Origin of the sequence: Lentibacillus sediminis, from assembly GCF_002763455.1 — a bacterium.
GTDB classification, from domain to species: Bacteria; Bacillota; Bacilli; order Bacillales; family Amphibacillaceae; genus Lentibacillus_D; species Lentibacillus_D sediminis_A.
The window spans coordinates 271,488-295,310 of sequence record NZ_NIXK01000002.1; the positions used below are offsets into that span (position 1 = coordinate 271,488).

At 44.6% G+C, this 23,823-nt stretch carries 29 protein-coding genes; 6 read left to right on the top strand and 23 right to left on the bottom strand.

The window, feature by feature from the left end; translation table 11 throughout:
• Window positions 1-17: 17 nt before the first annotated feature.
• From plsY to CEG13_RS05465, 4 genes are all read left to right on the top strand, one after another.
• Window positions 18-599 carry a glycerol-3-phosphate 1-O-acyltransferase PlsY gene (gene plsY, locus CEG13_RS05450; protein ID WP_100010860.1) on the top strand — a complete coding sequence of 194 codons (582 nt, stop codon included), beginning with the start codon at window positions 18-20 and terminating at the stop codon, window positions 597-599.
• A gap of 100 nt (window positions 600-699) precedes the next feature.
• Window positions 700-1,632, top strand: coding sequence for a GTP cyclohydrolase FolE2 (gene folE2, locus CEG13_RS05455; protein ID WP_100010861.1), 933 nt, complete (start codon window positions 700-702; stop codon window positions 1,630-1,632).
• A 10-nt stretch (window positions 1,633-1,642) separates the two neighbouring features.
• Window positions 1,643-1,882 carry a membrane protein insertion efficiency factor YidD gene (gene yidD, locus CEG13_RS05460; protein ID WP_204758483.1) on the top strand — a complete coding sequence of 80 codons (240 nt, stop codon included), beginning with the start codon at window positions 1,643-1,645 and terminating at the stop codon, window positions 1,880-1,882.
• A gap of 13 nt (window positions 1,883-1,895) precedes the next feature.
• The gene (locus tag CEG13_RS05465) at window positions 1,896-2,183 is read left to right on the top strand and encodes a HesB/YadR/YfhF family protein (protein ID WP_100010862.1); all 288 of its coding nucleotides are present in this window, start codon (window positions 1,896-1,898) and stop codon (window positions 2,181-2,183) included.
• Between the two features lie 58 nt (window positions 2,184-2,241).
• On the opposite strand, the gene CEG13_RS05470 is transcribed toward CEG13_RS05465, so the two are convergent.
• The 7 genes from CEG13_RS05470 to CEG13_RS05500 form a co-directional block, all read right to left on the bottom strand.
• Window positions 2,242-2,544, bottom strand: coding sequence for a hypothetical protein (locus CEG13_RS05470; protein WP_100010863.1), 303 nt, complete (start codon window positions 2,542-2,544; stop codon window positions 2,242-2,244).
• Window positions 2,545-2,547: 3 nt separating this feature from the next.
• Window positions 2,548-2,970 (bottom strand): acyl-CoA thioesterase, encoded by a 423-nt coding sequence (locus tag CEG13_RS05475; protein WP_100010864.1) that lies wholly within the window; start codon window positions 2,968-2,970, stop codon window positions 2,548-2,550.
• A 113-nt stretch (window positions 2,971-3,083) separates the two neighbouring features.
• Window positions 3,084-3,317 carry a small acid-soluble spore protein Tlp gene (tlp, locus tag CEG13_RS05480; RefSeq protein WP_100010865.1) on the bottom strand — a complete coding sequence of 78 codons (234 nt, stop codon included), beginning with the start codon at window positions 3,315-3,317 and terminating at the stop codon, window positions 3,084-3,086.
• A gap of 288 nt (window positions 3,318-3,605) precedes the next feature.
• Window positions 3,606-3,752: an FbpB family small basic protein gene (locus tag CEG13_RS05485; protein ID WP_100010866.1), complete on the bottom strand. Its 147-nt coding sequence runs from the start codon at window positions 3,750-3,752 to the stop codon at window positions 3,606-3,608.
• 57 nt (window positions 3,753-3,809) lie between these two features.
• A complete protein-coding gene (locus CEG13_RS05490; protein ID WP_100010867.1) occupies window positions 3,810-4,391 on the bottom strand; it encodes a TlpA family protein disulfide reductase in 582 nt (193 codons plus the stop codon).
• Between the two features lie 161 nt (window positions 4,392-4,552).
• The gene (acnA, locus tag CEG13_RS05495) at window positions 4,553-7,261 is read right to left on the bottom strand and encodes an aconitate hydratase AcnA (protein WP_100010868.1); all 2,709 of its coding nucleotides are present in this window, start codon (window positions 7,259-7,261) and stop codon (window positions 4,553-4,555) included.
• 232 nt (window positions 7,262-7,493) lie between these two features.
• Window positions 7,494-8,618: an ATP-binding protein gene (locus tag CEG13_RS05500; RefSeq protein ID WP_239984579.1), complete on the bottom strand. Its 1,125-nt coding sequence runs from the start codon at window positions 8,616-8,618 to the stop codon at window positions 7,494-7,496.
• A 255-nt stretch (window positions 8,619-8,873) separates the two neighbouring features.
• Here CEG13_RS05500 and CEG13_RS05505 point away from each other — a divergent pair, with 255 nt between their 5' ends.
• Window positions 8,874-9,362: a DUF2621 family protein gene (locus CEG13_RS05505; RefSeq protein WP_100010869.1), complete on the top strand. Its 489-nt coding sequence runs from the start codon at window positions 8,874-8,876 to the stop codon at window positions 9,360-9,362.
• Between the two features lie 18 nt (window positions 9,363-9,380).
• On the opposite strand, the gene CEG13_RS05510 is transcribed toward CEG13_RS05505, so the two are convergent.
• From CEG13_RS05510 to CEG13_RS05550, 8 genes are all read right to left on the bottom strand, one after another.
• Entirely contained in the window at window positions 9,381-9,869 is a 489-nt protein-coding gene (locus tag CEG13_RS05510) for a CcdC family protein (protein ID WP_100010870.1), read from the bottom strand.
• A gap of 26 nt (window positions 9,870-9,895) precedes the next feature.
• The gene (locus CEG13_RS05515; protein WP_100010871.1) at window positions 9,896-10,321 is read right to left on the bottom strand and encodes a Na(+)/H(+) antiporter subunit B; all 426 of its coding nucleotides are present in this window, start codon (window positions 10,319-10,321) and stop codon (window positions 9,896-9,898) included.
• Between the two features lie 55 nt (window positions 10,322-10,376).
• A complete protein-coding gene (locus CEG13_RS05520; RefSeq protein WP_100010872.1) occupies window positions 10,377-11,081 on the bottom strand; it encodes a cytochrome c biogenesis CcdA family protein in 705 nt (234 codons plus the stop codon).
• 202 nt (window positions 11,082-11,283) lie between these two features.
• Entirely contained in the window at window positions 11,284-11,505 is a 222-nt protein-coding gene (locus CEG13_RS05525) for a YneF family protein (protein ID WP_100010873.1), read from the bottom strand.
• A 44-nt stretch (window positions 11,506-11,549) separates the two neighbouring features.
• Window positions 11,550-12,005: a sporulation inhibitor of replication protein SirA gene (sirA, locus tag CEG13_RS05530; RefSeq protein WP_158234652.1), complete on the bottom strand. Its 456-nt coding sequence runs from the start codon at window positions 12,003-12,005 to the stop codon at window positions 11,550-11,552.
• A gap of 618 nt (window positions 12,006-12,623) precedes the next feature.
• On the bottom strand, window positions 12,624-14,627 hold the full coding sequence (tkt, locus tag CEG13_RS05540) for a transketolase (protein ID WP_100010876.1): 2,004 nt from the start codon (window positions 14,625-14,627) through the stop codon (window positions 12,624-12,626).
• A gap of 34 nt (window positions 14,628-14,661) precedes the next feature.
• Window positions 14,662-14,895 carry a DUF896 domain-containing protein gene (locus CEG13_RS05545; protein WP_100010877.1) on the bottom strand — a complete coding sequence of 78 codons (234 nt, stop codon included), beginning with the start codon at window positions 14,893-14,895 and terminating at the stop codon, window positions 14,662-14,664.
• A gap of 85 nt (window positions 14,896-14,980) precedes the next feature.
• Window positions 14,981-15,619, bottom strand: a complete 639-nt coding sequence (locus tag CEG13_RS05550; RefSeq protein ID WP_100010878.1) for a YneB family resolvase-like protein — start codon at window positions 15,617-15,619, stop codon at window positions 14,981-14,983.
• A gap of 274 nt (window positions 15,620-15,893) precedes the next feature.
• Here CEG13_RS05550 and lexA point away from each other — a divergent pair, with 274 nt between their 5' ends.
• On the top strand, window positions 15,894-16,517 hold the full coding sequence (gene lexA / locus CEG13_RS05555; RefSeq protein WP_100010879.1) for a transcriptional repressor LexA: 624 nt from the start codon (window positions 15,894-15,896) through the stop codon (window positions 16,515-16,517).
• 81 nt (window positions 16,518-16,598) lie between these two features.
• Here the strand turns inward: lexA and glnA are convergent, their stop codons facing one another.
• The 8 genes from glnA to CEG13_RS05595 all read right to left on the bottom strand — a co-directional run bounded on the left by glnA (window position 16,599) and on the right by CEG13_RS05595 (window position 23,820).
• On the bottom strand, window positions 16,599-17,936 hold the full coding sequence (gene glnA, locus CEG13_RS05560) for a type I glutamate--ammonia ligase (protein ID WP_100010880.1): 1,338 nt from the start codon (window positions 17,934-17,936) through the stop codon (window positions 16,599-16,601).
• Window positions 17,937-18,022: 86 nt separating this feature from the next.
• Window positions 18,023-18,418: a MerR family transcriptional regulator gene (locus CEG13_RS05565; protein WP_100010881.1), complete on the bottom strand. Its 396-nt coding sequence runs from the start codon at window positions 18,416-18,418 to the stop codon at window positions 18,023-18,025.
• A 110-nt stretch (window positions 18,419-18,528) separates the two neighbouring features.
• On the bottom strand, window positions 18,529-19,761 hold the full coding sequence (locus CEG13_RS05570; RefSeq protein WP_100010882.1) for a methionine gamma-lyase family protein: 1,233 nt from the start codon (window positions 19,759-19,761) through the stop codon (window positions 18,529-18,531).
• Between the two features lie 3 nt (window positions 19,762-19,764).
• Window positions 19,765-21,006: a GTPase HflX gene (gene hflX, locus CEG13_RS05575; protein WP_100010883.1), complete on the bottom strand. Its 1,242-nt coding sequence runs from the start codon at window positions 21,004-21,006 to the stop codon at window positions 19,765-19,767.
• A 98-nt stretch (window positions 21,007-21,104) separates the two neighbouring features.
• Window positions 21,105-22,028: a stage V sporulation protein K gene (gene spoVK, locus CEG13_RS05580; protein WP_100010884.1), complete on the bottom strand. Its 924-nt coding sequence runs from the start codon at window positions 22,026-22,028 to the stop codon at window positions 21,105-21,107.
• A gap of 121 nt (window positions 22,029-22,149) precedes the next feature.
• Complete coding sequence (gene hfq, locus CEG13_RS05585; protein WP_100010885.1) at window positions 22,150-22,374, bottom strand: RNA chaperone Hfq; 225 nt, start codon at window positions 22,372-22,374, stop codon at window positions 22,150-22,152.
• Window positions 22,375-22,413: 39 nt separating this feature from the next.
• On the bottom strand, window positions 22,414-23,346 hold the full coding sequence (gene miaA, locus CEG13_RS05590; RefSeq protein WP_100010886.1) for a tRNA (adenosine(37)-N6)-dimethylallyltransferase MiaA: 933 nt from the start codon (window positions 23,344-23,346) through the stop codon (window positions 22,414-22,416).
• Between the two features lie 24 nt (window positions 23,347-23,370).
• Window positions 23,371-23,820 carry a Dps family protein gene (locus CEG13_RS05595; protein WP_100010887.1) on the bottom strand — a complete coding sequence of 150 codons (450 nt, stop codon included), beginning with the start codon at window positions 23,818-23,820 and terminating at the stop codon, window positions 23,371-23,373.
• Window positions 23,821-23,823: the final 3 nt, after the last annotated feature.

The following is a 23,823-nucleotide window of genomic DNA, read 5'->3' on the forward strand; positions in this document are numbered from 1 at the left end:
AAGTAGGAAGCTTGATGATGGAGTATATTTTATTTGCTATTATTGCATACATTCTTGGTTCTATACCTGTGGCATTGATCGTCGGCAAAGTCGGCTACCAGCTGGATATCCGTGAACATGGAAGCGGAAATCTCGGCGCCACGAATACATTTCGCGTGCTTGGCATGAAAGCGGGAATTATCGTCACACTAGGGGATATTTTAAAAGGAACTGCTGCTGTGCTGCTGCCGCTGTTGGGAGATGCGGAACTGAACCGTCTGGTTATCGGAATGTTTGCTGTCATCGGACATACCTACCCGCTTTTTGCCAGATTCAAAGGCGGTAAGGCGGTTGCTACTTCAGGAGGGATTATATTGGGCATAAACCCATTACTGTTCGTTATTGTGGTTGCCAGTTTTCTTCTGACGTTGTACATATCAAAATACGTCTCGCTCGCCTCTATGGTCACCGGAGTGGTAGCTGTTGCCGCTTCCCTTCTCTTTCGGGATACAGGGCTCCTGATTGTAACATCGATTTTGGCGATATTTGTCTGTTACCGGCACAGGGAAAATATTAAACGGATTAAAAACAAGACAGAACCAAAAATTAAATGGATGTAACACGCTTATGGGCTGCCTTATCTGTACGGTTCAATAAATTGAATCCGTACAGATTTTTTTAGTATACTGGATGAAGAGACAATCAGGAAAGGGGATTATTATGGAAAAAACGACAGCATTCCCGCAAAAGCAATTGCCGGACAAAGCGGCTCGACATAAATTATTCGGTTCTGTCACCCCACCGAAAAAAACAAAACCTGTTGAAAAAGCGGATATGGCAGACTTGCAGAATACAAGAAAAGATTTCTTATTTGATATCGATGCAGTAGGCGTAGCCAATGTCAAACATCCGATCACGGTAAACAGCCACCTGCACCCAAAAACCCAGACGACGGTAGGAACCATCACTTTCACTTCCAGTCTGAAAAATACAAGCAAAGGCATCAATATGAGCCGGTTCACCCAGCAGCTGCAGGCATCCCATAAGGATGGATTCACTGCTGACATTTCCTCCTTAAAGCAGTTTACGAAGGTCTTAGCGGAAAGACTGAAACAAAATGATGCCACGATTACAGTTGCATTTCCCTGGTTCTATGAGAGAAAAGGTCCTGCTACTGGACAGGCAGGGATGAATCATGCAGATGTCACGCTAACTGTCACGTACGATAAAGAAGAGGGGTATGCCATAGAAGCCTCTCTCTCGGCATTGATTACGACTTTATGTCCATGTTCAAAAGAAATCAGCGAATACAGTGCGCATAACCAGCGGGGAAGCGTGAAGATAGAAGTATCGCTGGATGAGGTATTTGACGAACAGGAAATGGACTGGAAAGAACAGCTGCTCGAAGCGGCTGAAAGCAATGCCAGTGCAAGAATTCATCCAGTACTGAAGCGTCCGGATGAGAAAATGGTAACCGAACAGGCTTATGAAAATCCCCGGTTTGTTGAGGACCTTGTGCGACTCGTTGCGGCAGATTTATATGAAATGCCTTTTGTAAACAAATTCCATGTCCATTGCCAAAATGAGGAATCGATTCACATGCATGATGCCGTCGCCTCGATCCATTACGACAAGCGTAACGAACAGGAATAGGGCAGGATTCATGAAATATCTGCTGCTTGGACTTGTGCACTTTTACCGGAAAGCCATCAGTCCGTTTACCCCGGCCACCTGCCGGTTTTATCCCACCTGTTCAGAATATGCCGTGACTGCCCTAAGACGGTTTGGTGCAATCAAGGGCGGATACCTGGCATTAAAGCGGATTGGAAAGTGTCATCCGTTTCACCAGGGCGGGATAGACACGGTTCCGGATAAGCTACCCAGTAGAAACGAAAGGGATTAAGGAGCGAACATCCATGAATATACAAATCAGCAAAGAAGCTGCTAAATGGTACAGGAAAGAACTCGATATCACCGGGGATACGCATGTGCGTTTTTATGTCCGATACGGCGGTTTCGGCGGCAACATACCGGGATTTTCTCTTGGAGTTGGCCGGCGAGCACCGGAGGAGATTCATACGTCCACAACAGTAGAGGGCGTCACGTTTTTTATTGAACAGAATGATGCCTGGTATTTCGAAGGGAAAGACTTGAAAATCAATCTAAACCATAAATTAGATGAGCCTGACCTGAAATACGTTTGATTTATTAATAAAAACCCAAGATCCGAAACTGATGGATCTTGGGCTTTTTAATATTTTGTTACAGCAAATTAAATCGCTTGAGCTGCTCAAGCTGATTCTCCTGCTTGAGGATGTTCCGCTGTCTTTCTCCAAACAGATCAAAATGCGGATATGTCAGGTCAAAATGAATCCATTCTTCTCGAAGGCCGTACCGTTTCCCCCAGGCTTTCAATTTCTTTAGATCATTGCAGCCGACCTTGGTGACCGTGGTGCAACCGGGAAACCGCTCATCCAGCCAAAAATGGGTCAAAAAAGCAATATCTCCACCTTTTACTTTTTGCTTCCAGTCCTTTAATTCTTCCCTTTGCACGCCAAATGCCATGCTTTATTCTCCTTCAAGCTGTTCTATGTATTTTGCATGCCAGTCCGGGAAAGCCTTTCTGAGGGACTGTGGACGAAAACTGTCTTTTTTTACAATTACATGCTTGGTAGTGCCGCTGACAGCCACATTCCCTGCTTCACCGACAATTTGATAGGCGTAGACCGTGCGGATGCCGTCATATTGTTCAAGCCAGGTTTCCACACGCACTTTTTCCCCGTATCGTATTGGCTGTTTAAATGACAGCTCAGCCTCCGTTACTGGGGATACGACATTGTGCTCTTCCATTTTTGCATAATTCAAACCCAGATCTTCAATATATTTTGTTCGGCCAATTTCAAACCAAACCAGATAGTTTGCATGATAGACAACACCCATTTGGTCCGTTTCCTGATATCGCACCTCAATAGGAGTGATTACTTTTTTCAATCCTGCTTCCTCCTTTGACTCTGCATTCAATTCTATCGTATCATACAATCTGCCACGTATAGGAAGCAAACGCTCGAAAGCAAAAAGGCTCCCTGCCGCAGAGAGCCTTTTGTTTAGTGATTCGGATGATCCTTATATTCGTCCTGGATTTCCTCACGCATGCCGTCAATAGCTTGTTCACGCCTTTTGTTTTTCTCGGCAATTTGCTGCTGTTCTTCCCCGGAAGAAAATTTCATCGTATCATGCGCTTTTTCGATATTTTGAATGGTATCCTGCACCATTCCCTGGAGCTTTTCCACATTATCACTGCGGTCATCCAGCTTTGGCTGATTATCATGTTCTGGCATCGGTATTCTCCTTTATTACTGAAAGTTCGTTGTTATTTTATCAATAATGCAGAAGGGTTATTCAGGGAAAAAATGCCATTTAAAAAGCCCCGTCCCGGCACCCGCACCAGAAAGAGGCTTTTTTAATTGTTTAGGAAATTGAAAATCACTACGCTTTGTGGTTAATCAGAGCCAGGGTATGCCACGGCTAGCTCCAGCGACTAGTGGACTCCCCTCACTCCGTACGATAAGTCAACATCGGCTCAGTCCAGCCCATATGTCGCTAAACGGGCGCTTCCGCTTTTGTTCTCATTTCAGATCTTTTTGTTTTGCTCGTTCGTTTCGTTTTTGTTCCAGATTTTGTTCGATTTTTTCCATTAGCAGTCGGTCTTCCTGGATCTGGCGGCGATTTTCCTGTACCAGTTCTTCAAATGTCAGCTTCTTTTTAAGCGCCATAGCAGCTCACCTCTTTTTATAAAAGAGTATCGCCACTAATCATTGTTTTTATAACATTTAATCGATTGAATTGATTGTTTCCTCCATAAACGCATAGGTCATCGGGCCGGTTTTTCTCGGTGCCTGAATACGCCCATCCGTACCAATGAAATATGTAGTCGGCACAGCTACCGATCCTCTGTACATTTCACTTACTTCCCCATCTTTATCCAGTAAAATAGGGTAGCTGTACCCGTATTCCTCCATATACTTATCCACGTCAGAAAGACTAGTCTCTGTATTTGTCAAATTCACTGCAAGGATTTCCACTTCATCTCCCCGCTCCCGGTAAAATTCCTGCATCTCCGGCATTTCTTCACGGCACGGTCCGCACCAGGTGGCCCAGAAGTTAAGGATGACTTTTTTTCCCTCCAGTTCAGAAAGCTGAATCGTTTCCCCGTCCCAGGTTTCCAGCTCGAAATCCGGTGCCTTTGAACCAGGCTCCAGTCCGGCCGTTTCCTGAGGAGCAATCATTCCGCCTTCTGAATTGCTATTATTGGCCTCGTTGTCTTGATCGCTGCTGTTTTGTTCGATAAACTGTGATACGGCAATGCCTGCCAATACTAGCAAAAGCATGACCCCAAGTACTTTTTTTTGCATACAGCCGCTCCTTCGCATCTGTCTTCCCATTCTTATGATATTTGCCGATGATGATTTTGTAAAGACAGTGCTTTCATGTTTCACCAAACGTTCATTTATCGGACGATAGAAAAAACCCTGTACAAACCAGTAAAGTTCGTACAGGGTTTAGACTCTCGGTCTTATGCACCGACTTTATTGCGGAGTACCATTTGCAAAATACCGCCATGGCGATAGTAATCCACTTCCACCTCACTATCAAAGCGTGCGGTGACTTCAAACTCTGTCGTTTTTCCGTCTTCCCCGACTGCAGTCACCTTGAGTGAATCACCCGGGCGGACGGTTTCATCGATTTCCACGTTAAATGTCTCTTTTCCGTCTAAACCAAGTTTATCAGCACTCTCTCCCGGTTTGAACTGCAACGGGAGCACTCCCATCATGACGAGGTTGGAACGGTGAATCCGTTCAAAACTCTCGGCAATAACGGTTTTAATGCCCAAGAGATTCGTACCTTTGGCTGCCCAGTCGCGGGAGGATCCCATTCCATAATCCTTACCGCCCATTACGAGCAGTCCTGTACCATCCTGCTGATATTTCATTGCCGCATCATAAATTGGCATAACATCGCCAGTCGGCCAATAAGTGGTATAGCCGCCTTCTGTACCAGGAGCCAGCAGGTTGCGGATACGGATGTTGGCAAATGTGCCGCGCATCATAATCTCATGATTACCGCGTCGTGAGCCGTAGGAATTGAAGTTCCGTGGTGAAACTCCTTTATCCTGTAAATGCTGACCTGCAGGCATATCTTTGGCAATCGCCCCAGCCGGAGAAATATGGTCAGTCGTTACGGAATCGCCGAATTTGCCAATCGCGCGCAAGTTCTCCAGGGAATTAACCGCACCAGCTTCTTTTGCCAGACCTTCAAAGAACGGCGGGTTCTGGATATAGGTGGAATCGTCATCCCAGCTAAACAACGGCTCATCCGTTGTGTCGATTTCGTTCCATCTTTCATTGGAGTGGAAGACATTTTCATATTCTTTGCGGAAGATTTCCGGTGTAACTACGCCATCGACCGCTTCTTTGATTTCCGTCATTGCCGGCCAAATATCGTTCATAAACACTGGCTTGCCATCTTTATCTGTGCCCAGCGGATCTTTGGTAAGATCAATATCCACCGTACCTGCCAGAGCATAAGCAACAACCAGCGGCGGTGAGGCAAGGTAGTTAGCTTGGACCAGAGGATGGATTCTTCCTTCAAAATTCCGGTTCCCGGACAGCACCGATGAAACGGTCAAATTATTGTCGGCAATCGCCTGCTCAATTTCCGGACGCAACGGACCGGAGTTGCCGATGCATGTGGTACAGCCATAGCCTACCAGGTTAAAGCCGAGCTGATCCAAATACGGGGTAAGTCCGGCATCATCCAGATATCGTGTTACAACTTTTGAACCCGGCGCCAGAGATGTTTTTACATAGTCCGGAACGCTTAGTCCTTTGTCAATCGCATTTTTGGCCAGTAAACCTGCTCCGAGCATGACATACGGATTCGACGTATTGGTACAGGATGTAATAGCTGCAATTGCCAGGGATCCTGTTTTCATGACAGACTCACTGCCATTTGGATGTTCCACGGTAACTTCTTTATCAAATTCGGATTTGTCCAGTCCGAATCCCTGGTTACCCTCGGGAGCAGTGATTGCTTTATTGAATTCTTTTTGCATATTGGATAGCGCGATCAAATCCTGCGGGCGTTTTGGCCCGGAAAGATTCGGCTCCAGTTCGGAAAGATTAATTTCCACCAGCTCGGTATATTCCGGATCCGGCTGTTCGGAGGAATACCAGAGATCGTTTTCTTTACAATACTTCTCTACCAAATCAATTTGCTCATCGCTGCGGCCGGTTAGGCGCAGATAGTTCAATGCCTCTTGATCCACCGGGAAGAATCCACAGGTAGCTCCATATTCCGGTGCCATATTGGAAATAGTGGCACGGTCAGCCAGCGGCATATCTGCCAGTCCGGGACCAAAATATTCGACAAATTTGCCGACAACTTTTTTCTCCCGCAGCACCTGGGTTACTTTCAGAGCGAGATCGGTTGCGGTTGTTCCGTTTGGAAAACTGCCGGTAAATTTAACCCCGATCACTTCCGGTGCAGGCATATAAGATGGCTGTCCCAGCATGCCCGCTTCTGCTTCAATACCGCCGACACCCCAGCCAAGAACGCCAAGTCCGTTAATCATGGTAGTATGGGAATCGGTACCGACAAGCGTATCAGGAAAAGCATCAAATTCTCCGTCTTCATTTTCCAGTCCATGCACCACGTTAGCAATGTATTCAAGGTTTACCTGATGGACGATACCTGTTGCCGGTGGAACGGCACGGTAATTATCAAATGCTTTTTGCGCCCAGTTCAGAAATTCATAGCGTTCAGCATTCCGCTCGAATTCCAGATCCATGTTTGCTTTCAGGGCATTTGGTGTGCCATACTGATCGACCTGGACAGAGTGGTCAATAACCAGATCAACCGGCACTTCCGGATTGATTTTATTCGGCTCGCCGCCCATATCAACCATTGCCTTTCTGAGTGACGCAAGGTCAACAACTGCCGGAACACCGGTGAAGTCCTGCAGAATAACCCGTGAAGGCTTGAACGGCACATCTGCTGTCTTTTCACATTTGCCCCATTCGGCAAGTGCCTCAACATGTTCATCTTTAATCTGCCGGCCATCATGCTGCCGGAGAAGTGATTCCAGCAGGACTCTGACAGAAAAAGGCAGGCGTGATACTGTACCCAAACCCGCTTCTTCCAAAGATTTCAAACGATAGTAATTGTAGGTTTTTCCATTTGATTCAAACTCACTTTTTGCATTGAATGCATTGGTCTTCCCCATTTAGACTGCCCCTTTCTCCATTCATCGTTTGCTTACATATCCCAGCGTGTAAACGCCTGCAAACGACAATATCTTTCATGTTTCATAGGTTAATAGAAATTTATCTACAGTAACTATAGTATACGAATCCGGGAAAGAAAACAATCGATTGAGCTATAACGTTATATATTAAAAACTTATGCGTTCTGATAATTTTTACTTATACACAGATGCAGAAACAGTCTCCGGTGGGTTATTTATTCTCTGGTAACGGAAAGCTGATGCGAAATGTGCTGCCTTTCACCTCATTCTGGAAAATTTCCATAACAGCATTATGACGATCCAGTATTTGCCTGGTAATCATGACTCCAAGGCCTGTCCCGTTCTGTTTCGTAGTAAAAAAGGGCTCGCCAAGTTTATTAATAATATCAGCAGGAATGCCAGCACCTTCATCGATAATCTCCAGTTCTACCGATTTTTCCAATGTTTTTGCACGGATAATGACTTTTCCTGTTTCTTCCATCGACTCGATTGCATTTTTTATAAGATTAATCAGAACCTGTTTAATTTGCGTTCGGTCGCCATATACATAACCGTCCTTGATTCCTTCTGTGTCGATGTCAATGTCATTTGCCTTAGCCTGCTGATGCAATAATACTTTAACATCATGAACCATTTCTTCCAGAGACTGCCTGGTGAAATGTTCCGTTAACGGTTTGGAAATAAATAGTAGTTCAGAAGTGATCGTTTCCATTTTCTCAATTTCATCAAGCATAATTTTATAATACTCCTCGCTACCTTTGATTCCTGCTTCCAGTAATTGCAGAAATCCTTTCATCGAGGTCAATGGGTTGCGAATTTCATGAGCAATCCCTGCAGCAAGCTGGCCTGCCACAGACATCTTTTCATAGTGAATCATCATTTCATTTGTTTCCGCCTGGGCAGACACATCTTTTATTATTGAAATGTAAAATAACTGGCCGCTGGTTTTATCCTGCATCAGGGCGATCGTGCATTCCGAGTCAATATATTTACCCTGTTCGTTTAAAATTCGTAAGCTGAATTCCTGACTCATATTGACATTCTGACCAAGGCTTTTTTTAATTCTGGCGATATCTTCTGGTGGAATAAGCTCATACCAATTCAGTGAAATGAAATCCGCGGGTGCATATCCCAGTATTCGCTGAATGGTATCTGAGATATACAGTGCCTGTCCTTCCTGGTCCCAAACAATGATGATATCGTTCTGATTGTTCCCGATCCAGGTAAGCATATGGGGAGGCAGACTGGCTAAGTCGGTTAACATTCTCTGTTCCTTAATAACGTCTGAAAGTACAGCAGCTTGATTTTTGTTTTGCTCCAATTCATCAGATCCCATTACATTCCCTCCATCCTGCTCACACAAATAAGCTTTTTTAAATCGACAAATCCTCTTCTCTTTTTCATCTTATGATGGTCTATTATGTAATATGTTGCTTGTCTGTCAGCCAAATTCCAACTATAATGTAACTATAAACAGTCACGGACCAGCATCATGACAACGTTCAATTATTAGTAATATTACTATAAAAATACCAGAAAATAAATTGTTTTATAATTAAAAGCAACTATTTTGACGGAAACAGGTGAAAACATGGGTGGACTCGTTGATTATTTCATCATATTATGGGGATTTTTCATGATTGCTTTTATGGCGGTCGGCGGATTTTTTATGTTTCGCAAATTCCTTAAACAGCTGCCAAAAGAAGATGGCAAATCAGTGATGGACTGGGAAAAGCATTATATGGAAAAAACAAAGCATATGTGGGAAAAGAATGAAAAGGCATTGCTGGAAGAACTAATCTCTCCTGTCCCGGAACTGTTTAGAGATGTGGCCAGACACAAAATTGCAAGCAAAGTCGGTGAGGTTGCTTTGCAGAAAAAGGAGGAAAAGGTCACCCAGGATACACTAATTGAAGGTTATATCATCGCCACACCGAAACGTGACCATAAGTTTCTCCGGAAAAAGTTAGCACAGAAAAATATTGACGTCGCTCCATATGAACCGTTTTTCGCCAAATCCAAGGAAGATTATACAGAAGGATGGCAAAAGCAATACCGGCGGCGGCAGAAACATTCATAACAAAAAGCGCCGCGACCCCTAATTGGTCTGGCGCATTTTTTTAAATTTCAGCTGTTTTTCCAGCTGCAGATATTGGAGCAGCATCACAATTCTCCATGTGGCTATCATACTGAAAGCGAGAATAAAAAACATTCCGCTCGTCTCCCCAAAAGAGATGGAGCTTCCGATAGCCAGCTTAAAGGCAACCCGGAAAAGCAAAAGGCCCACCAGTATAACACCAAACCACTTCGATGGAACGAGATAAATTTCTTGCTCCTGGATTTTTATACGGGACGTTTTAATCAAAAAAAAGGAACAAACCAGCCCGACCGCCGCTGCTTCAAAAAGTTGAATGACATTAATCTGAAACACCGGAAAAACAAACATCAGCGCCCCTGTACTCATAAATAGAGGCGGCAGCACTATTTTTTTGACAGAAGCGGGTTTTTTTGCAGCCCGCAGCCGGATCACAATCATCGCCGCCGCCATACAGGCAGCAACAGTCGTCGACAGCACTAACCAGAACATCAAAAATCACTCTTTCTCCCGCCGGGTTACCGATCATTTGCAATCGTCAGGATAATAGTCATTACCACCCCTACCACAGTTAAGTAAACCCCTACATCAAAAAGCATCGCTGTGGCCAGTTCAATTTCACCAAAAATCGGGAAGGTGAAATAGCCAAAGGTGTGAGATAAAAACGGCTGATTAAAAATAAAGGAGCCAACCCCCGTTCCTACAGCTACAGCCAAACCAATCGGCACAAGAGTTGTAAAGTTAATCGGAATCATTTTCTCCACAGCTTCCGTCCCATACGCCATATACATCAAAAGTACTGCTCCAGCCGTCAGCAGACCGCCGACAAAACCGCCACCTGGGGCGTTATGACCGGCAATCAATAGATAGATGGCAAAGCCGAGCATCATAAATGCAATTAAGGATGTTGTCGTACGCAATATCAGATCATTTGTTTTATACATAAATCGCTCACCTCTTAACTACTACCATAATAGTATAATGTGGCACAAAAATCCATTAAAATCCGTAAAAACCGAACCAGCCAGCTAGAAATGCCGTGATTTTTGTCGTCCAGTCAAAAAACAGTGCAACCCCCATGACAATCATAAGATAGCCGCCAATTTTCACAATGCGGCCACTGTACCGCTTAAACCAGGTAAGCTTCCCGATGAAAAAGGCCAGAAGCAGGAAGGGTACGGAAAAACCCAGTATGTAACTGATCATCATGACAAGCCCGATTTCCGGATTATTTGCTGCAAGTGACAGCACAATCGCCAGGATCGGCCCTGTACAAGGCGTCCATCCCAGTGAAAAGGCTGTACCGATCAGGAAGGAGCCAAAAAACCCGGCAGGCCGGTTCTTAAACCGGATTTGTCTGTCTTTCATCAGAAATTCAAAGTTAAGAATTCCAACAATCACCAATCCAAAAAATATAATTAATATTGCGCCAATCTGACGGATAAGATCCTGATAAGTCATTAGAAACTCGGAAATCATCGTGGTGGTAAATCCGATCATAATAAAAATACTGGAAAATCCAAGCAGGAAATAAATAGTATGCAGCAGTGCCCGTTTGTTCAGCCTGCTGTTTGCCTCATTGATTTCACTGACACTCATTCCGGTAATATACGATAAGAAGGCTGGATACAAAGGCAGCACACATGGTGATACAAATGAAAGGAATCCAGCACCGAATGCAAGAAAAATATTGATTTCTTCCAAGTTGATCCTCCTCTGGCATTTGAGCATACGCTTTCTTCATTTTAACAGAGAAACTGCCAAATCATGCACTGAAGAAATGACAATCCCCCGAATTTTTCTGCAGGTCCAGCAAACATTCTAAATTTCCATTAAAAACACCCCTTGCCGGACATATCAATAAGCAAGGGGTATTGTGCGATTGTTTGAATGAATGATGGCTTGTCTACTTTCCAGTCTGATTATTCATTGCACGCATCATTTGATTGATTTTCTTCTGTGATGGTTTTTGCCCCATCTGCATCATTAATGTACGAAGCATTTGCTCATTAATAGGCGGGTTCTTTTTCAAGTAATTCATCATATATTTTCTGGCAATGAAAAATCCAAGAGCAACCCCGGCAATTAATGCTGCAATAGCAATTAAAACGACCCAAATCGTGCCCATGTAACGCTTTCCTCCTTCATGTTGTCTCTATACAGTATAGTAAATTAATGATAAGAATACAATACATGCTGCCGCTCTTTCCATGCGCCGGGCAGCGGGGAAGTCCAGCCGTAATTTTCGATCGTATTTCCAGTGATAAAAAAGACCGGCTGAAATGCGCGCAATGCTGGAAATAGCAACTCTTCAGCGTCCTGTAATGTATTACAACGAAATTTTATCTGCTTTTCGCCGACTTGTAAAGAAATAGCTCTATCATCCTTTTGCAGATCAATAAATGGGCCGTTTATTTTTATGGTGATCTGCTGTTCGGATAAATAAAAATTACGGGCAATAAACAGGTCCGGTGGAAACGGATGGGTAATATAGTTAAACTGAGCTTTCACGTCTTCCCGTTCCGGAGCAGACTGATACAGTTTTATAAACCGGTACAATAACCCGCTCTTATGGAAATAACGTGCTGCTACTTCAGGTTTGATCCAAAAAATAGAATACTCATACATGGTCCGCCAGCTCCTTTTACCCTCCATTATACGTATTCTTTTCAAGAAACATGTCAATTCATCGCGCGCAGATCCACTAGTTTTGTCGAACACAGAAAAATTCCCATGTTTTGTCATTCTGATAGACAATATGTATTCTTAAAGAAATTCTTTATTCCTAAGTTTTGATGCATATGCAGTTGATGGAAACTGCGACAGAGTGCTCGTTGATTTCCGCTACGGGCATCCGCTTTCCGCGGGAAGCTGCCGAGCCCCCTTGTGAGATGAGCACTTCGGGGTCTCGCCTAGGCTTTTCTTCCCGCAGGAGTCGGATGCCCGTAGCTCCAATCAACCATCAACAAAGTGAATAGCTGTTATAGTTATAAATGTGAGAAAGTTGCAAAGCACATTCTCAGCAGAGGAAATACCCCGAGACTCCTGCGGGAGGAATGGCATCGGTGAGACCCCTCAAGCGGAGACAGCGCGAGGAGGCTCACCAGCCACCCGCGGAAAGCGAGGGGTATTTCCGGAGCGGTGGATTAGTTCGCAGTTTAAAAATATTGTGATAAACAGCACTCTATTAGAAAAAGACTAAAAAAAGAAAGGATGGCACCTTAGTACTGGCGCCATCCTTTTTTCTTATTTTATTGCAGATTCCACATAATTTACTACATTGTTCACGGTAAAGCCGTATTCTTCTACCACTTTATCCCCTTTTGCAGAAGCGCCAAAGGTTTCAATGCCGAATACATGACCCTCATCGCCAACATAGCGTTCCCAGCCAAACGGAGAGGCCATTTCAATTGCTACACGGTTTTTCACGTTCGGTGGGAGCACCTTATTCTTATAGGACTCTTCCTGTTTGCGGAAACGATCCCAGGATGGCATGCTGACAACACTTGTGTCAATTCCCTTCTCGAGCAATTCCGCTTGGGCTTTAACAGCCAGCTGCACTTCTGAGCCCGTAGCAAGCAGCAATGCGTCCGGTGTTTCTTTCTCTGATTTGCTCACAATATAGGCACCTTTTTTAACGCCTTCATAGGCATGCTTCTTGGTTCCTTCCAATGTAGGCAAATTTTGTCTTGTTAGAACGAGAGCGGTCGGCTGGTCCTTGGACTCCAGTGCAAGTCTCCATGCCGCCTGTGTTTCATTTCCGTCAGCCGGACGAATCAGCGACAGACCAGGCATTGCTCGCAGTGCAGCCAGCTGTTCAATTGGCTCATGTGTCGGCCCATCTTCCCCGACAGCAATCGAATCATGGGTGAATACATAAGTTACCGGATTCTGCATGATTGCGGACAAGCGAACGGCAGGGCGCAGATAGTCGCTGAACACAAAGAATGTTCCTGCAAACACCTGCAGTCCACCATGCAGCGCCATCCCGTTCAGTGCTGCACCCATGGCATGCTCCCGCACGCCAAACCAGATATTTCTTCCTTGATAATTATTTCGGGAAAAGTCATCCACATCATTGATTGTCGTTTTATTTGAACCTGCCAGATCCGCACTTCCGCCAAAGAAGTTTGGAAGCGTTTCGGCGACAGCATTCAATACTTTTCCGGAAGCAGCCCTTGTTGCAAGCGTATCTTCTCCAGCTTCAAATACTGGGAGATTTTTGTCCCAGTCTGACGGGAGTTCGCCATCTAAAACCAGCTGGAATTCTTTAGCAAGTTCCGGATACTTCTCTTTGTATGTTTTCAGCTGTTCCTGCCAGGCTGCTTCTTTTTCTTCTCCATCTTTGCCAATCTTTTCCCGGAAATCCTGATAAACTTCATCCGGGACGTGGAAATCTTCATGCGTCCACTTATAGTATTCTTTGGTCAATTTTACTTCATCTTCCCCAAGCGGGGCACCGTGGGAAGCGGCTGAAGCAGACTTATTCGGCGAGCCATATCCGATCACTGTTTTTACTTCGATCAAGGTTGGCTGCTCCGTATTCGCTTTTGCAGCTTTTAATGCCTCTCTAATGGCTGCAACGTCCGTGCCGTCATCTACCCGGATCACTTGCCAGCCGTATGCTTCGAAGCGTTTTTCAATATCTTCGGAGAACGACTGGTTCAAATCCCCGTCCAGTGAAATATCGTTGGAGTCATAAAGGGCAATTAATTTCCCGAGCCCCAGATGACCTGCCAGCGAGGCTGCCTCATGGGATATGCCTTCCATCAGATCCCCGTCACTGACAAGGGCATACGTATGGTGATCAACAACTGCTGTACCTTCCTGATTAAATCTTGCTGCAAGATGCGCCTCTGCCATCGCCATACCAACGGACATGGCAATTCCTTGCCCGAGCGGTCCAGTTGTTGCTTCTACTCCGTCTGTATGATGCACTTCTGGATGGCCTGGTGTTTTGGATCCCCATTGCCGGAATCCTTTTAAGTCATCGATTGTCACATTGTAGCCTGACAAATGAAGCAGGCTGTACAATAGCATTGACCCATGGCCTGCAGATAGTACAAAACGGTCCCGATCAAACCATTTGGAGTTCTTTGGGTTATGATTCATAAAATCTGTCCACAATGTGTAGGCCATCGGGGCCGCACCCATCGGCAGACCAGGATGACCGGATCCCGCTTTTTCAATGGCATCAATGGAAAGTGTGCGTATCGTGTTAATGGATTGCTGTTCAATATTGGTAGACATATGCATTTCTCCCTTTTCATGATCACTGTATATATTAGTGTTTTTTATTTCGATCCTGCAGGTCCCGCACCTTCTGAGGTGTAACGTCATTTCCTTCCGGATCAATCACGGTCATGGATTTGAACTGATTCTTAAACGAACTTCGAACATTTTTCAAATAGGCTTCGCGGAGCTCCTTTTGCTCCTCTTTTTCCTTCTCAGTTAAACCCTCTTTTTTTGATTTGTTTGCCAGCTCATTGATGCGGGCAATTTTCTCCTTCGATAACATGATATCCCGCCTTCATTAAAAATAGAGAAAACGCAGGGAATATGATAGTCCTGCGTTTTCATGATACCTTTCTCCAATGGGATATTCAAGTATTTTGATATTCCAGATACCGCCGGTGCACCGTCGCTTTCGATACAGAATAACCGAGGTTGTTCAAAATAGAGGCGATTTCCCTGAATGTCAGATTTTTTTCTCTGAGGCGAACGACTTCTTCTATTGGAAAGTCGATCCGCTCCCTGCCTGGCGCCTTATGCTGATTGGCTAAATTCCTTGCAGGGTTATAGCCTTCACGAACAGCCTTCTGCATACCTCTTTTGATTTTCGCATTATGAATTTTTCGCTGATACTCTTCCACAATGCCAACAATATCAATCACCATGGAATCCGAATCCGAAAGTTCCAATTTGCCGTCATGAACCGCCGTATATACCGGGATATTCATTTTAAATAGCTGATGAAACAAAGCAATTTTCGTGTTGCCCCGACCCAGCCTGCTTTCATCCTGGATCAAAAGACAATCCGCTTTCCCTTCTGAAAAATATTCCAGCATGCTGAAAATGCCGTTCCGGTCTATTTCATACCCGCTCTCCTTCTCTTCTATACAATCAATAATGTCAAAACCGTGACGGCTGGCAAGGTCTTTGAGTTCCTGCTTCTGTCGTGCAAGAGAAGTTTCCTGTTCCCGCTTGTCCGTACTTACACGGCAATATATGATGGCTTTCACTTAACAAACTCTCCTTTTGCAATTACCCGCTCGTAACCATAGCGAAATATAAGAATCCCAGCATCAATACGAAAGCAACTAAGTAAAACGCATCTGTTTTGTTGATTTTCTCAAACATAAACGCATCCTCCTAAATAAGAACTATAGTTCGCTTATAATTAATAGTATACACGAACGTACGGTCTTGTCAAGATTTTTTCGAACTAACGTTTGTTATTTTTCTCTATTAATGGTAAACTATTAATATAAATACTATGTGCGAGGTGTTTACGAGATGACAAAGCTTTCGAAAAGACAGCAAATGATACTTGATTTTATTAAAGACCAGGTAAAGAAAAAGGGGTATCCGCCTTCTGTCAGAGAAATAGCAGAAGCGGTGGGTTTGGCTTCGAGTTCCACAGTTCACGGCCATCTCGCCCGGCTGGAGAGCAAAGGGCATATCCGCAGAGATCCAACCAAACCGCGAGCGATTGAAATTCTTGATACATCTCCAGACAGCCATATTCCCAGAGAAGAAGCGAGGTATGCGCCTGTCATTGGGAAGGTAACTGCTGGTCTTCCAATTACTGCAGTGGAAAATATTGAAGAATTCGTTCCACTGCCGAATTCCAGCGCAAGCCCGGATGATAACTTGTTTGTATTAGTTATTGAAGGGGAGAGTATGATTGAAGCAGGGATTCTTGACGGAGACATGGTGATTGTCAAACAGCAGACTACGGCGCAGAATGGGGAAATTGTCGTCGCGATGACTGATGAAGATGAGGCAACGGTGAAGCGTTTCTTCAAGGAAAAAGACCATTTCCGTCTGCAACCGGAAAACGCCACAATGGAACCACTGATTTATGAAAATGTAACCATTCTGGGCAGAGTCATCGGCCTGTACCGGAACATCCAGTAAGGAAAAAGCTGCAGAGCACGTCTGCAGCTTTTTTATTCCTATTTAAACAGAAAAAAACCGCCAAAAATGGCGGTTTTTCGTTTAATAGCTGGTCAGATACTGTTCACGTTCCCATGGATGAACTGTTGTACGGAACATATCCCATTCAATTTCTTTAGCTTCCACAAAATGCTCGAATAAATGCTCGCCCATGGCCTGAACAATAGTTTCATCTTTTTTCAATTCTTCCAATGCACCTAAAAGCGTTGACGGCAGATCTTTAATCCCGTCTTCTTCCCGCTCTTCTTTCGTCATCACATAAATGTTACGGTCTACTGATGCAGGTGGTGTTAATTTGTTCTCGACCCCATCCAGTCCGGCTGCAAGCAATACGGCCATCGCCAAATACGGATTAGCAGCCGGATCGACACTTCTTACTTCAATCCGGGTGCTCAATCCACGCGATTTAGGGACACGGACCAGAGGGCTTCTGTTGGACGCTGACCAGGCAACATAGGAAGGTGCTTCATAGCCTGGCACCAGCCGCTTAAAGGAATTTACCGTCGGGTTCGTGACCGCTGTAAAATTGGTCGCGTGTTTAATGATCCCGGCCGTAAACTGGTATGCCACTTCACTCAGTTGCAGATCGCCTTTCTCATCAAAAAAAGCATTTTCTCCTTTTTTGAACAAGGACATGTTACAATGCATTCCTGAACCGTTTACTCCAAACAACGGTTTTGGCATAAAGGTGGCATGCAAATTATGCTTTCTGGCGATTGTTTTTACGACAAGCTTAAATGTCTGGATATCATCTGCGTGTTTCACAGCGTCCGAATACTTAAAATCAATTTCGTGCTGGCCAGGAGCCACTTCATGGTGGGAAGCTTCAATTTCAAAGCCCATTTCTTCCAACTCAAGCACGATATCGCGACGGCAGTTTTCTCCAAGATCCGTTGGAGCCAGGTCAAAATAACCACCATGGTCATTTAACTCCAGAGATGGCTCCCCTTTTTCATCAAGTTTGAATAAAAAGAACTCCGGCTCTGTTCCGATATTAAATGCATCATATCCGAGTTCTTCCATTTTTTTCAGGTTCCGCTTCAGATTATATCTTGGGCAGCCTTCAAATGGGGTGCCGTCCGGATTGTAAATATCACAGATGAATCTGGCCACTTTTCCCTTTTCGGATGTCCATGGGAATACCACAAAGCTGTCCAGATCCGGGTATAGGTACATATCCGATTCTTCAATGCGGACAAACCCTTCAATTGAGGATCCGTCAAACATCATCATATTGTCGAACGCCTTATCCAGCTGGCTGAGTGGAATTTCCACATTTTTAATGGTTCCGAGCATATCCGTAAACTGGAGACGAATAAACCGGACATTTTCTTCCTCAATTTGCTTCAGGATTTCCTTCTTGGTTAACTTTTTCCCCAATGTTTCTCCTCCTAATTTTTACTAAGTATGTGAATGAAAAAATTCAGTCAGAAATGAAACATCCCTGCTTTCATTTTCCATATCAGCTAATGTTTGACAAAGAACCTGGCAAGTTCACCTTGCCGCATACTTGCCTTTCCGAGTCTTCCGGCCTGATTAAGCTCATTCCGCAGAATTTTCCTTAGTTCTTTATCAGATAAATCTGCTGCCCGTGAAGTATCAGTCTTGCTTTGGGGTTTCTTTCCTTCGTTTAATAGAAGCTTGATTCCGGCGACATTTAGGCCTTTGTCCAATAAATCTTTAATTTCTAATAACTTGTCGACATCATTGAAAGAAAACAAGCGCTGATTTCCTGATGTCCGTTCTGGGTGAATTAATTGATGTTCCTCATAATACCTGATTTGCCTGGCAGTCAGTTCTGTCAATTTCATCACCTGTCCGATGGCAAACAAGGGCATAGAGCGACGGTCCTGATCATTCAATCAAAGAACCCCCTTTATGTTACTAAAAACGATTATACATGATGTTAAGTATGCTGTCAATTATATGTGAGGAAACCTGACACGAAATTTTCATCTCGCTGGAATACGATTCAATATCTCGTACCAATCACTGATTTTACGGCCTCGGTTACGGCAATTTTAACATGCGCGTAGGTAAGACCGCCCTGAACAAATGCAGTATATGGCTCTCTAATGGGGCCGTCAGCTGAAAATTCAATACTCGACCCCTGAATAAACGTACCGGCAGCCATAATCACCTCGTCTTCGTACCCGGGCATCTCACTTGGATATGGGGTCACATAGGAATTGACCGGGGAAAATTGCTGTACAGCCTGACAGAAAGCAATCATCTGCCCTCTAGTCTGAAATGTGACCGACTGTATAAGATCCGTACGCTTCATTTGATAATGAGGTGCGGTCTGAAATCCAGCCAACTCTAGCAGTCTTGCTGTAAATACTGCCCCTTTCAGTGCTTCCCCGACAATATGCGGTGCCAGAAAAAACCCTTGAAACATTTCCTGCAGCATATTAAATGTAGCACCTGTTTCTTTCCCTATTCCGGGAGCTGTTAAACGGTTTGCGCATTGCCTGATAAGGTCCTTTTTTCCAGCTATGTAACCTCCAGAGCGAACCAGCCCGCCGCCGGGGTTTTTTATCAGAGAACCGGCAATTACGTCTGCCCCGATATGCAGAGGCTCCCTTGTTTCCACAAATTCTCCGTAGCAGTTATCCACAAACACGATTATTTCTGGGTTTTGGGATTTTACCAACTGCACCATCCCGGCAATTTCCTCTATCGTAAAGGAAGGCCTGTCATCATATCCCTTGGAACGCTGAATTGCTACGACTTTGGTTTTGCTTGAGACTGCCTCTGTGACAGTATCCGCGTCAACCGTGCCATCTACTTTTAGCTTTATCTCCTGATAGTTTATATGGTAATCCATCAGCGACCCGTTATTCCCCCCGCGCTTGCCAATCACCTCTTCCAGCGTGTCATACGGCTTCCCGGTAATATACATCAGCTCATCCCCCGGGCGTAAGAGACCAAATAAAGCTGTAGTGATCGCATGGGTGCCTGATGTCAGCTGCGGCCGGACGATCGCATCCTCCCCGCCAAAAACTTGCGCATATACAGCCTCCAGTCCCTCCCGGCCAAGATCGTCATATCCATAACCTGTAGTGGAATGAAAATGACTGTCACTGATGCGGTGGGTTCGGAAAGCATCCAGCACGCGTCTTTGGTTTGTTTCAGAGACAGCAGTTATTTTCTCGTGCTGCTCTCGGCAATCGTTTTGAGCCTGTTCAATCAACTGTTCTATCATTAATTATTGTTTCTCCTTTACCAAGCTTTTTAATGGGTGGTTCGGCCGCATAACCCCTTGTACAGCATAGTTGTTATTTTCTTCATCATAATGTTTAGCCTGTACAATCGTTTCCCGCTCCAGACGGTGGAGTAGCCTTCCTTCATCTGGCTCCAGGTTCAGCGCAAACTTGTCCCATTTTTCGACCAGAATTTCCTCTATCCTTTCCCGCAGTCTATCCACATCTTCTTCATCACGGGCCTCAATAAATATATAAGGATGCTGTTCCGGGATTACATTATCCTGGAACAGATCGCGCTTATTGTATACTGTCAGCATTGGCAGTGTTCCTGCATCTAACTCTTCCAGCAGCTTCATGACGGTATCTTGCTGCTGAGCTTTGTCGGGATGGGATCCATCTACCACGTGCAACAGGAAGTCTGCCTCTTTGACCTCTTCCAGTGTGGAACGGAAAGCGGCAATTAGTGCGGTCGGCAGTTCCTGAAGAAAACCGACCGTATCCGTGACCAGCGTTTGAAAACCGGAAGGCAGCTGAACCTGCCTTGTCAAAGGATCCAATGTGGCAAACAGCTGATCTTCTTCAAGGGAATCGCTTTTTGTCAACTGGTTGAACAAAGTCGATTTGCCGGCATTGGTATAGCCGACAATAGCAATTTGAAACACCTCATTTGTTTTTCTTCTTTTACGGTATTGCTCCCGCTGTTGCACGATCTGTGATAATCGCCTTTTGATATCATCAATCCGCCGCCGGATATGCCGCTGATCGGTTTCGAGTTTCGTTTCACCCGGTCCTCTTGTGCCGATTCCTGCTCCCAGTCTGGACATTTCTGTTCCTTGCCCGTGAAGCCTTGGCAGCATATATTGCAATTGAGCCAGCTCCACCTGCAGTTTTCCTTCCTTGGTGCGGGCACGCTGGGCAAAAATATCAAGGATGAGCTGGCTGCGGTCGATCAGCCGAACACCAAATATAGCACCGAGATTTCGCATCTGGCCTGCGGATAATTCATCATTGGACAAAACGAGATCAATGTCCAGTTCATCAATTTCCTGCTTGATTTCCTGCGCCTTCCCCTCACCGATATAGGTGGCTGGATGAATATCATTTCGATTCTGTGTCATGATTTTTACTGTATTTCCGCCTGCGGTTTTGCTTAAAGACACCAATTCATCCAGTGATGACTGAAAACGTTGGTTCGACTGATTTCCCTTTTTAATTGCGATGATTAGTATTTTTTCTTCCGCCATGTTAGAGTACCTCTTTCTGTATCTCACGAGTGTGTTATCTGGTTTTATCATATCAGAGTCTTGCAGCCATCACAAAATTGCCGGCAAAACTCACTTCTTTAGGATCCTTCTGCCTGCACGTCCTCCAATGATAATTCCATCAGCTCCGCCGGTGTTGCATCTTCTTTTCCCAGTAATCTAACTGCGTGTTTGCGGATGGCGGTTTCAATAACATTGCGGACATAACGGGCATTTGCAAAATTTCTTACTGTCAGAGCGGTAGTTCTCAACAGCTGGGACCTTAATTCCCACTCCGCTTCTCTGGAGAGCTTATATTCTCGTTCTGCAGCCATTTGCCTGGCAATCTCCATAAGATGAGACACACTGTAATCGTCAAAATCCAAAATAAACGGGAAACGCGATTTCAACCCAGGGTTCAAGGACAGAAAACGATCCATTTCATTCGGATAACCTGCAAGGATCAGAACAAAATCATTGTGATTATCTTCCATATGCTTTACCAGTGTATCAATTGCTTCTTTCCCAAAATCCTTTTCCCCTCCGCGCGCCAGGGAATATGCTTCATCAATAAATAATATTCCGCCCATCGCTTTTTGTACCATGGCTCTCGTTTTTTGTGCCGTTTGACCAATGTATTCGCCGACCAGATCCGCGCGTTCGACTTCAATAAAATGGCCTTTTGACAAAAGATTCATTTCAAAATATATTTTGGCAAGCTTGCGGGCCACGGTGGTTTTCCCTGTCCCCGGGTTTCCTCTAAACAGCATGTGCAGCACTTGTCTGGTATCCTTTAGCCCTGCCTGTTTCCGTTTAGCATTCATCATCATCGTTGCATAGATTTCTTTAATTGTCGTTTTGAGTTCCTCCATTGCTACGAAAGAGGATAATTCCTGGTCTATTTTCATGAACGGACTATTTTTCATGGAATGCTCGGAACTGCGCTTTGCTGTTTTTACTTCTTTTTTATCATTAAGCACAATATTTATTTTTCCATTTCGGTTTTGCATCATTTGTGTTTCCATGCCATCACTCCCATTCAAGACATTATACGTCCCCGGGAAAAAAGTTGTGACAAACGCCCAGTTAGCCTCTTAGCTTCTACGAAAAAACGGACGCAAAATATGCGCCCGCTTCGCTCTGAAGTTATTCTTTTTCCAGTGTTACATGTTTAACAGGTGAAAACGTGGAAATTGCATGCTTGAAAATCAGCTGCTGCTTGCCGTCTGTTTCCATTAACACGGTAAAGTTGTCAAACGCCTTTACCACACCCCTTAACTGAAAGCCATTGGTCAGAAACACCGTTGTGGAGATATGGTTCTTTCTTAATTCGTTCAGGTATTGATCCTGAATATTCACCGACTGCGCCATTAGAAACTTCCTCCCTTTTCTGTCTGTACTATACTACTTCTATGTCTCTTCTAAAATTCCTGCTAAATCGTTGAAAATGGTTGCAAATCTTTCATTAATTGAATCTGGTGTTACTTCATACCAGGGAATATCCAGCTTATTTTTAAACCAGGTATACTGCCTCTTGGCATATCGGCGTGAATTACGTTTCAGCAGTTCCACTGATCTCTCAAGCGACTGCTCCCCCTTAAAATACGGAATGAATTCTTTATAGCCAATAGCCTGCATGGAACCGCAGCCCTCCAGTCCTTTTTCATAAAGACCTCGCACTTCATCCAGAAGGCCCTTTTCCAGCATGATGTCCACCCGTTCATTGATGCGGCGGTACAGCAGCTCCCTGGACATCTCCAAACCAATGAATAAAAGCCGATATGGAGACGTCAGCTGCTGCTCTTTTTGCCATTCGGTCATGGTCATTCCGGTTGTTTCATAGATTTCCAGCGCGCGGACCACTCTCCGGCGGTTATTGGGATGGATTTTTTTCGCCTGAGCCGGGTCGATTTCCTGCAAACGCTTATACAGGGGCATGGATCCTTCTTCTTCCATTTGCTTCTCCATGCGTTCCGTGACTTGCACATCCCTTTCCTGGTCGGAAAAATGGTAATCAAACAGTGCTGCCTGTATATATAAACCGCTCCCGCCAGCAATTACAGGGATGCTGCCGCGGGAGGAGATATCCTTTATATAATATTGCACATAGCTTTGAAAATCCGCTGCTGAAAAAGGTTGGTTCGGATCCCTGATATCAACCATATAATGCGGGATCCCTTGCATTTCTTGGGAAGAGATTTTTGCGGTTCCGATATCCATTCCTCTGTAAACTTGCATGGAATCACCGCTGATTACTTCTCCGTTGAACCTTTTGGCAATCTCCACACTTAAACGGCTTTTGCCTACAGCCGTCGGTCCTACAATAACGATCACAGTTTTCATAAGTATTCCCCTAGTGTATTACAATTATTCATATGCCTGGTATGCACGCAGCATCCAGCAATATTTCTCCAGCTGTTTCTGCAAGTTGATTAAGAGATCCGCTGTTGGCTCGTCCTGCTGCTCCAGGGCAACGGGCACTCCTGTTTCACGGATTTCTTTGATCAATTGACGGTAGTCGTTCAGCAATTGGGCAATCATTTCGTTTTCTTTGTCATCCGCCGTTGCTTCTTCCAAGGTCGCTTCTTTTAAAAATTTGCTCATAACAGCAAGCGGCTTGCCTTCGATCATTAGAATACGTTCGGCAATTTCGTCGAGCTCACTGGCAAATTGCTTATACATGTCTTCAAATGTCTGATGCAACTGAAAGAAATGCCTTCCTTGTACAAACCAATGATAACGATGCAGTTTCACATACATGACAAAATAATTGGAAAGCAGCTGATTCAGGAAATAAATTAGCTTTTGATTGTCCATATA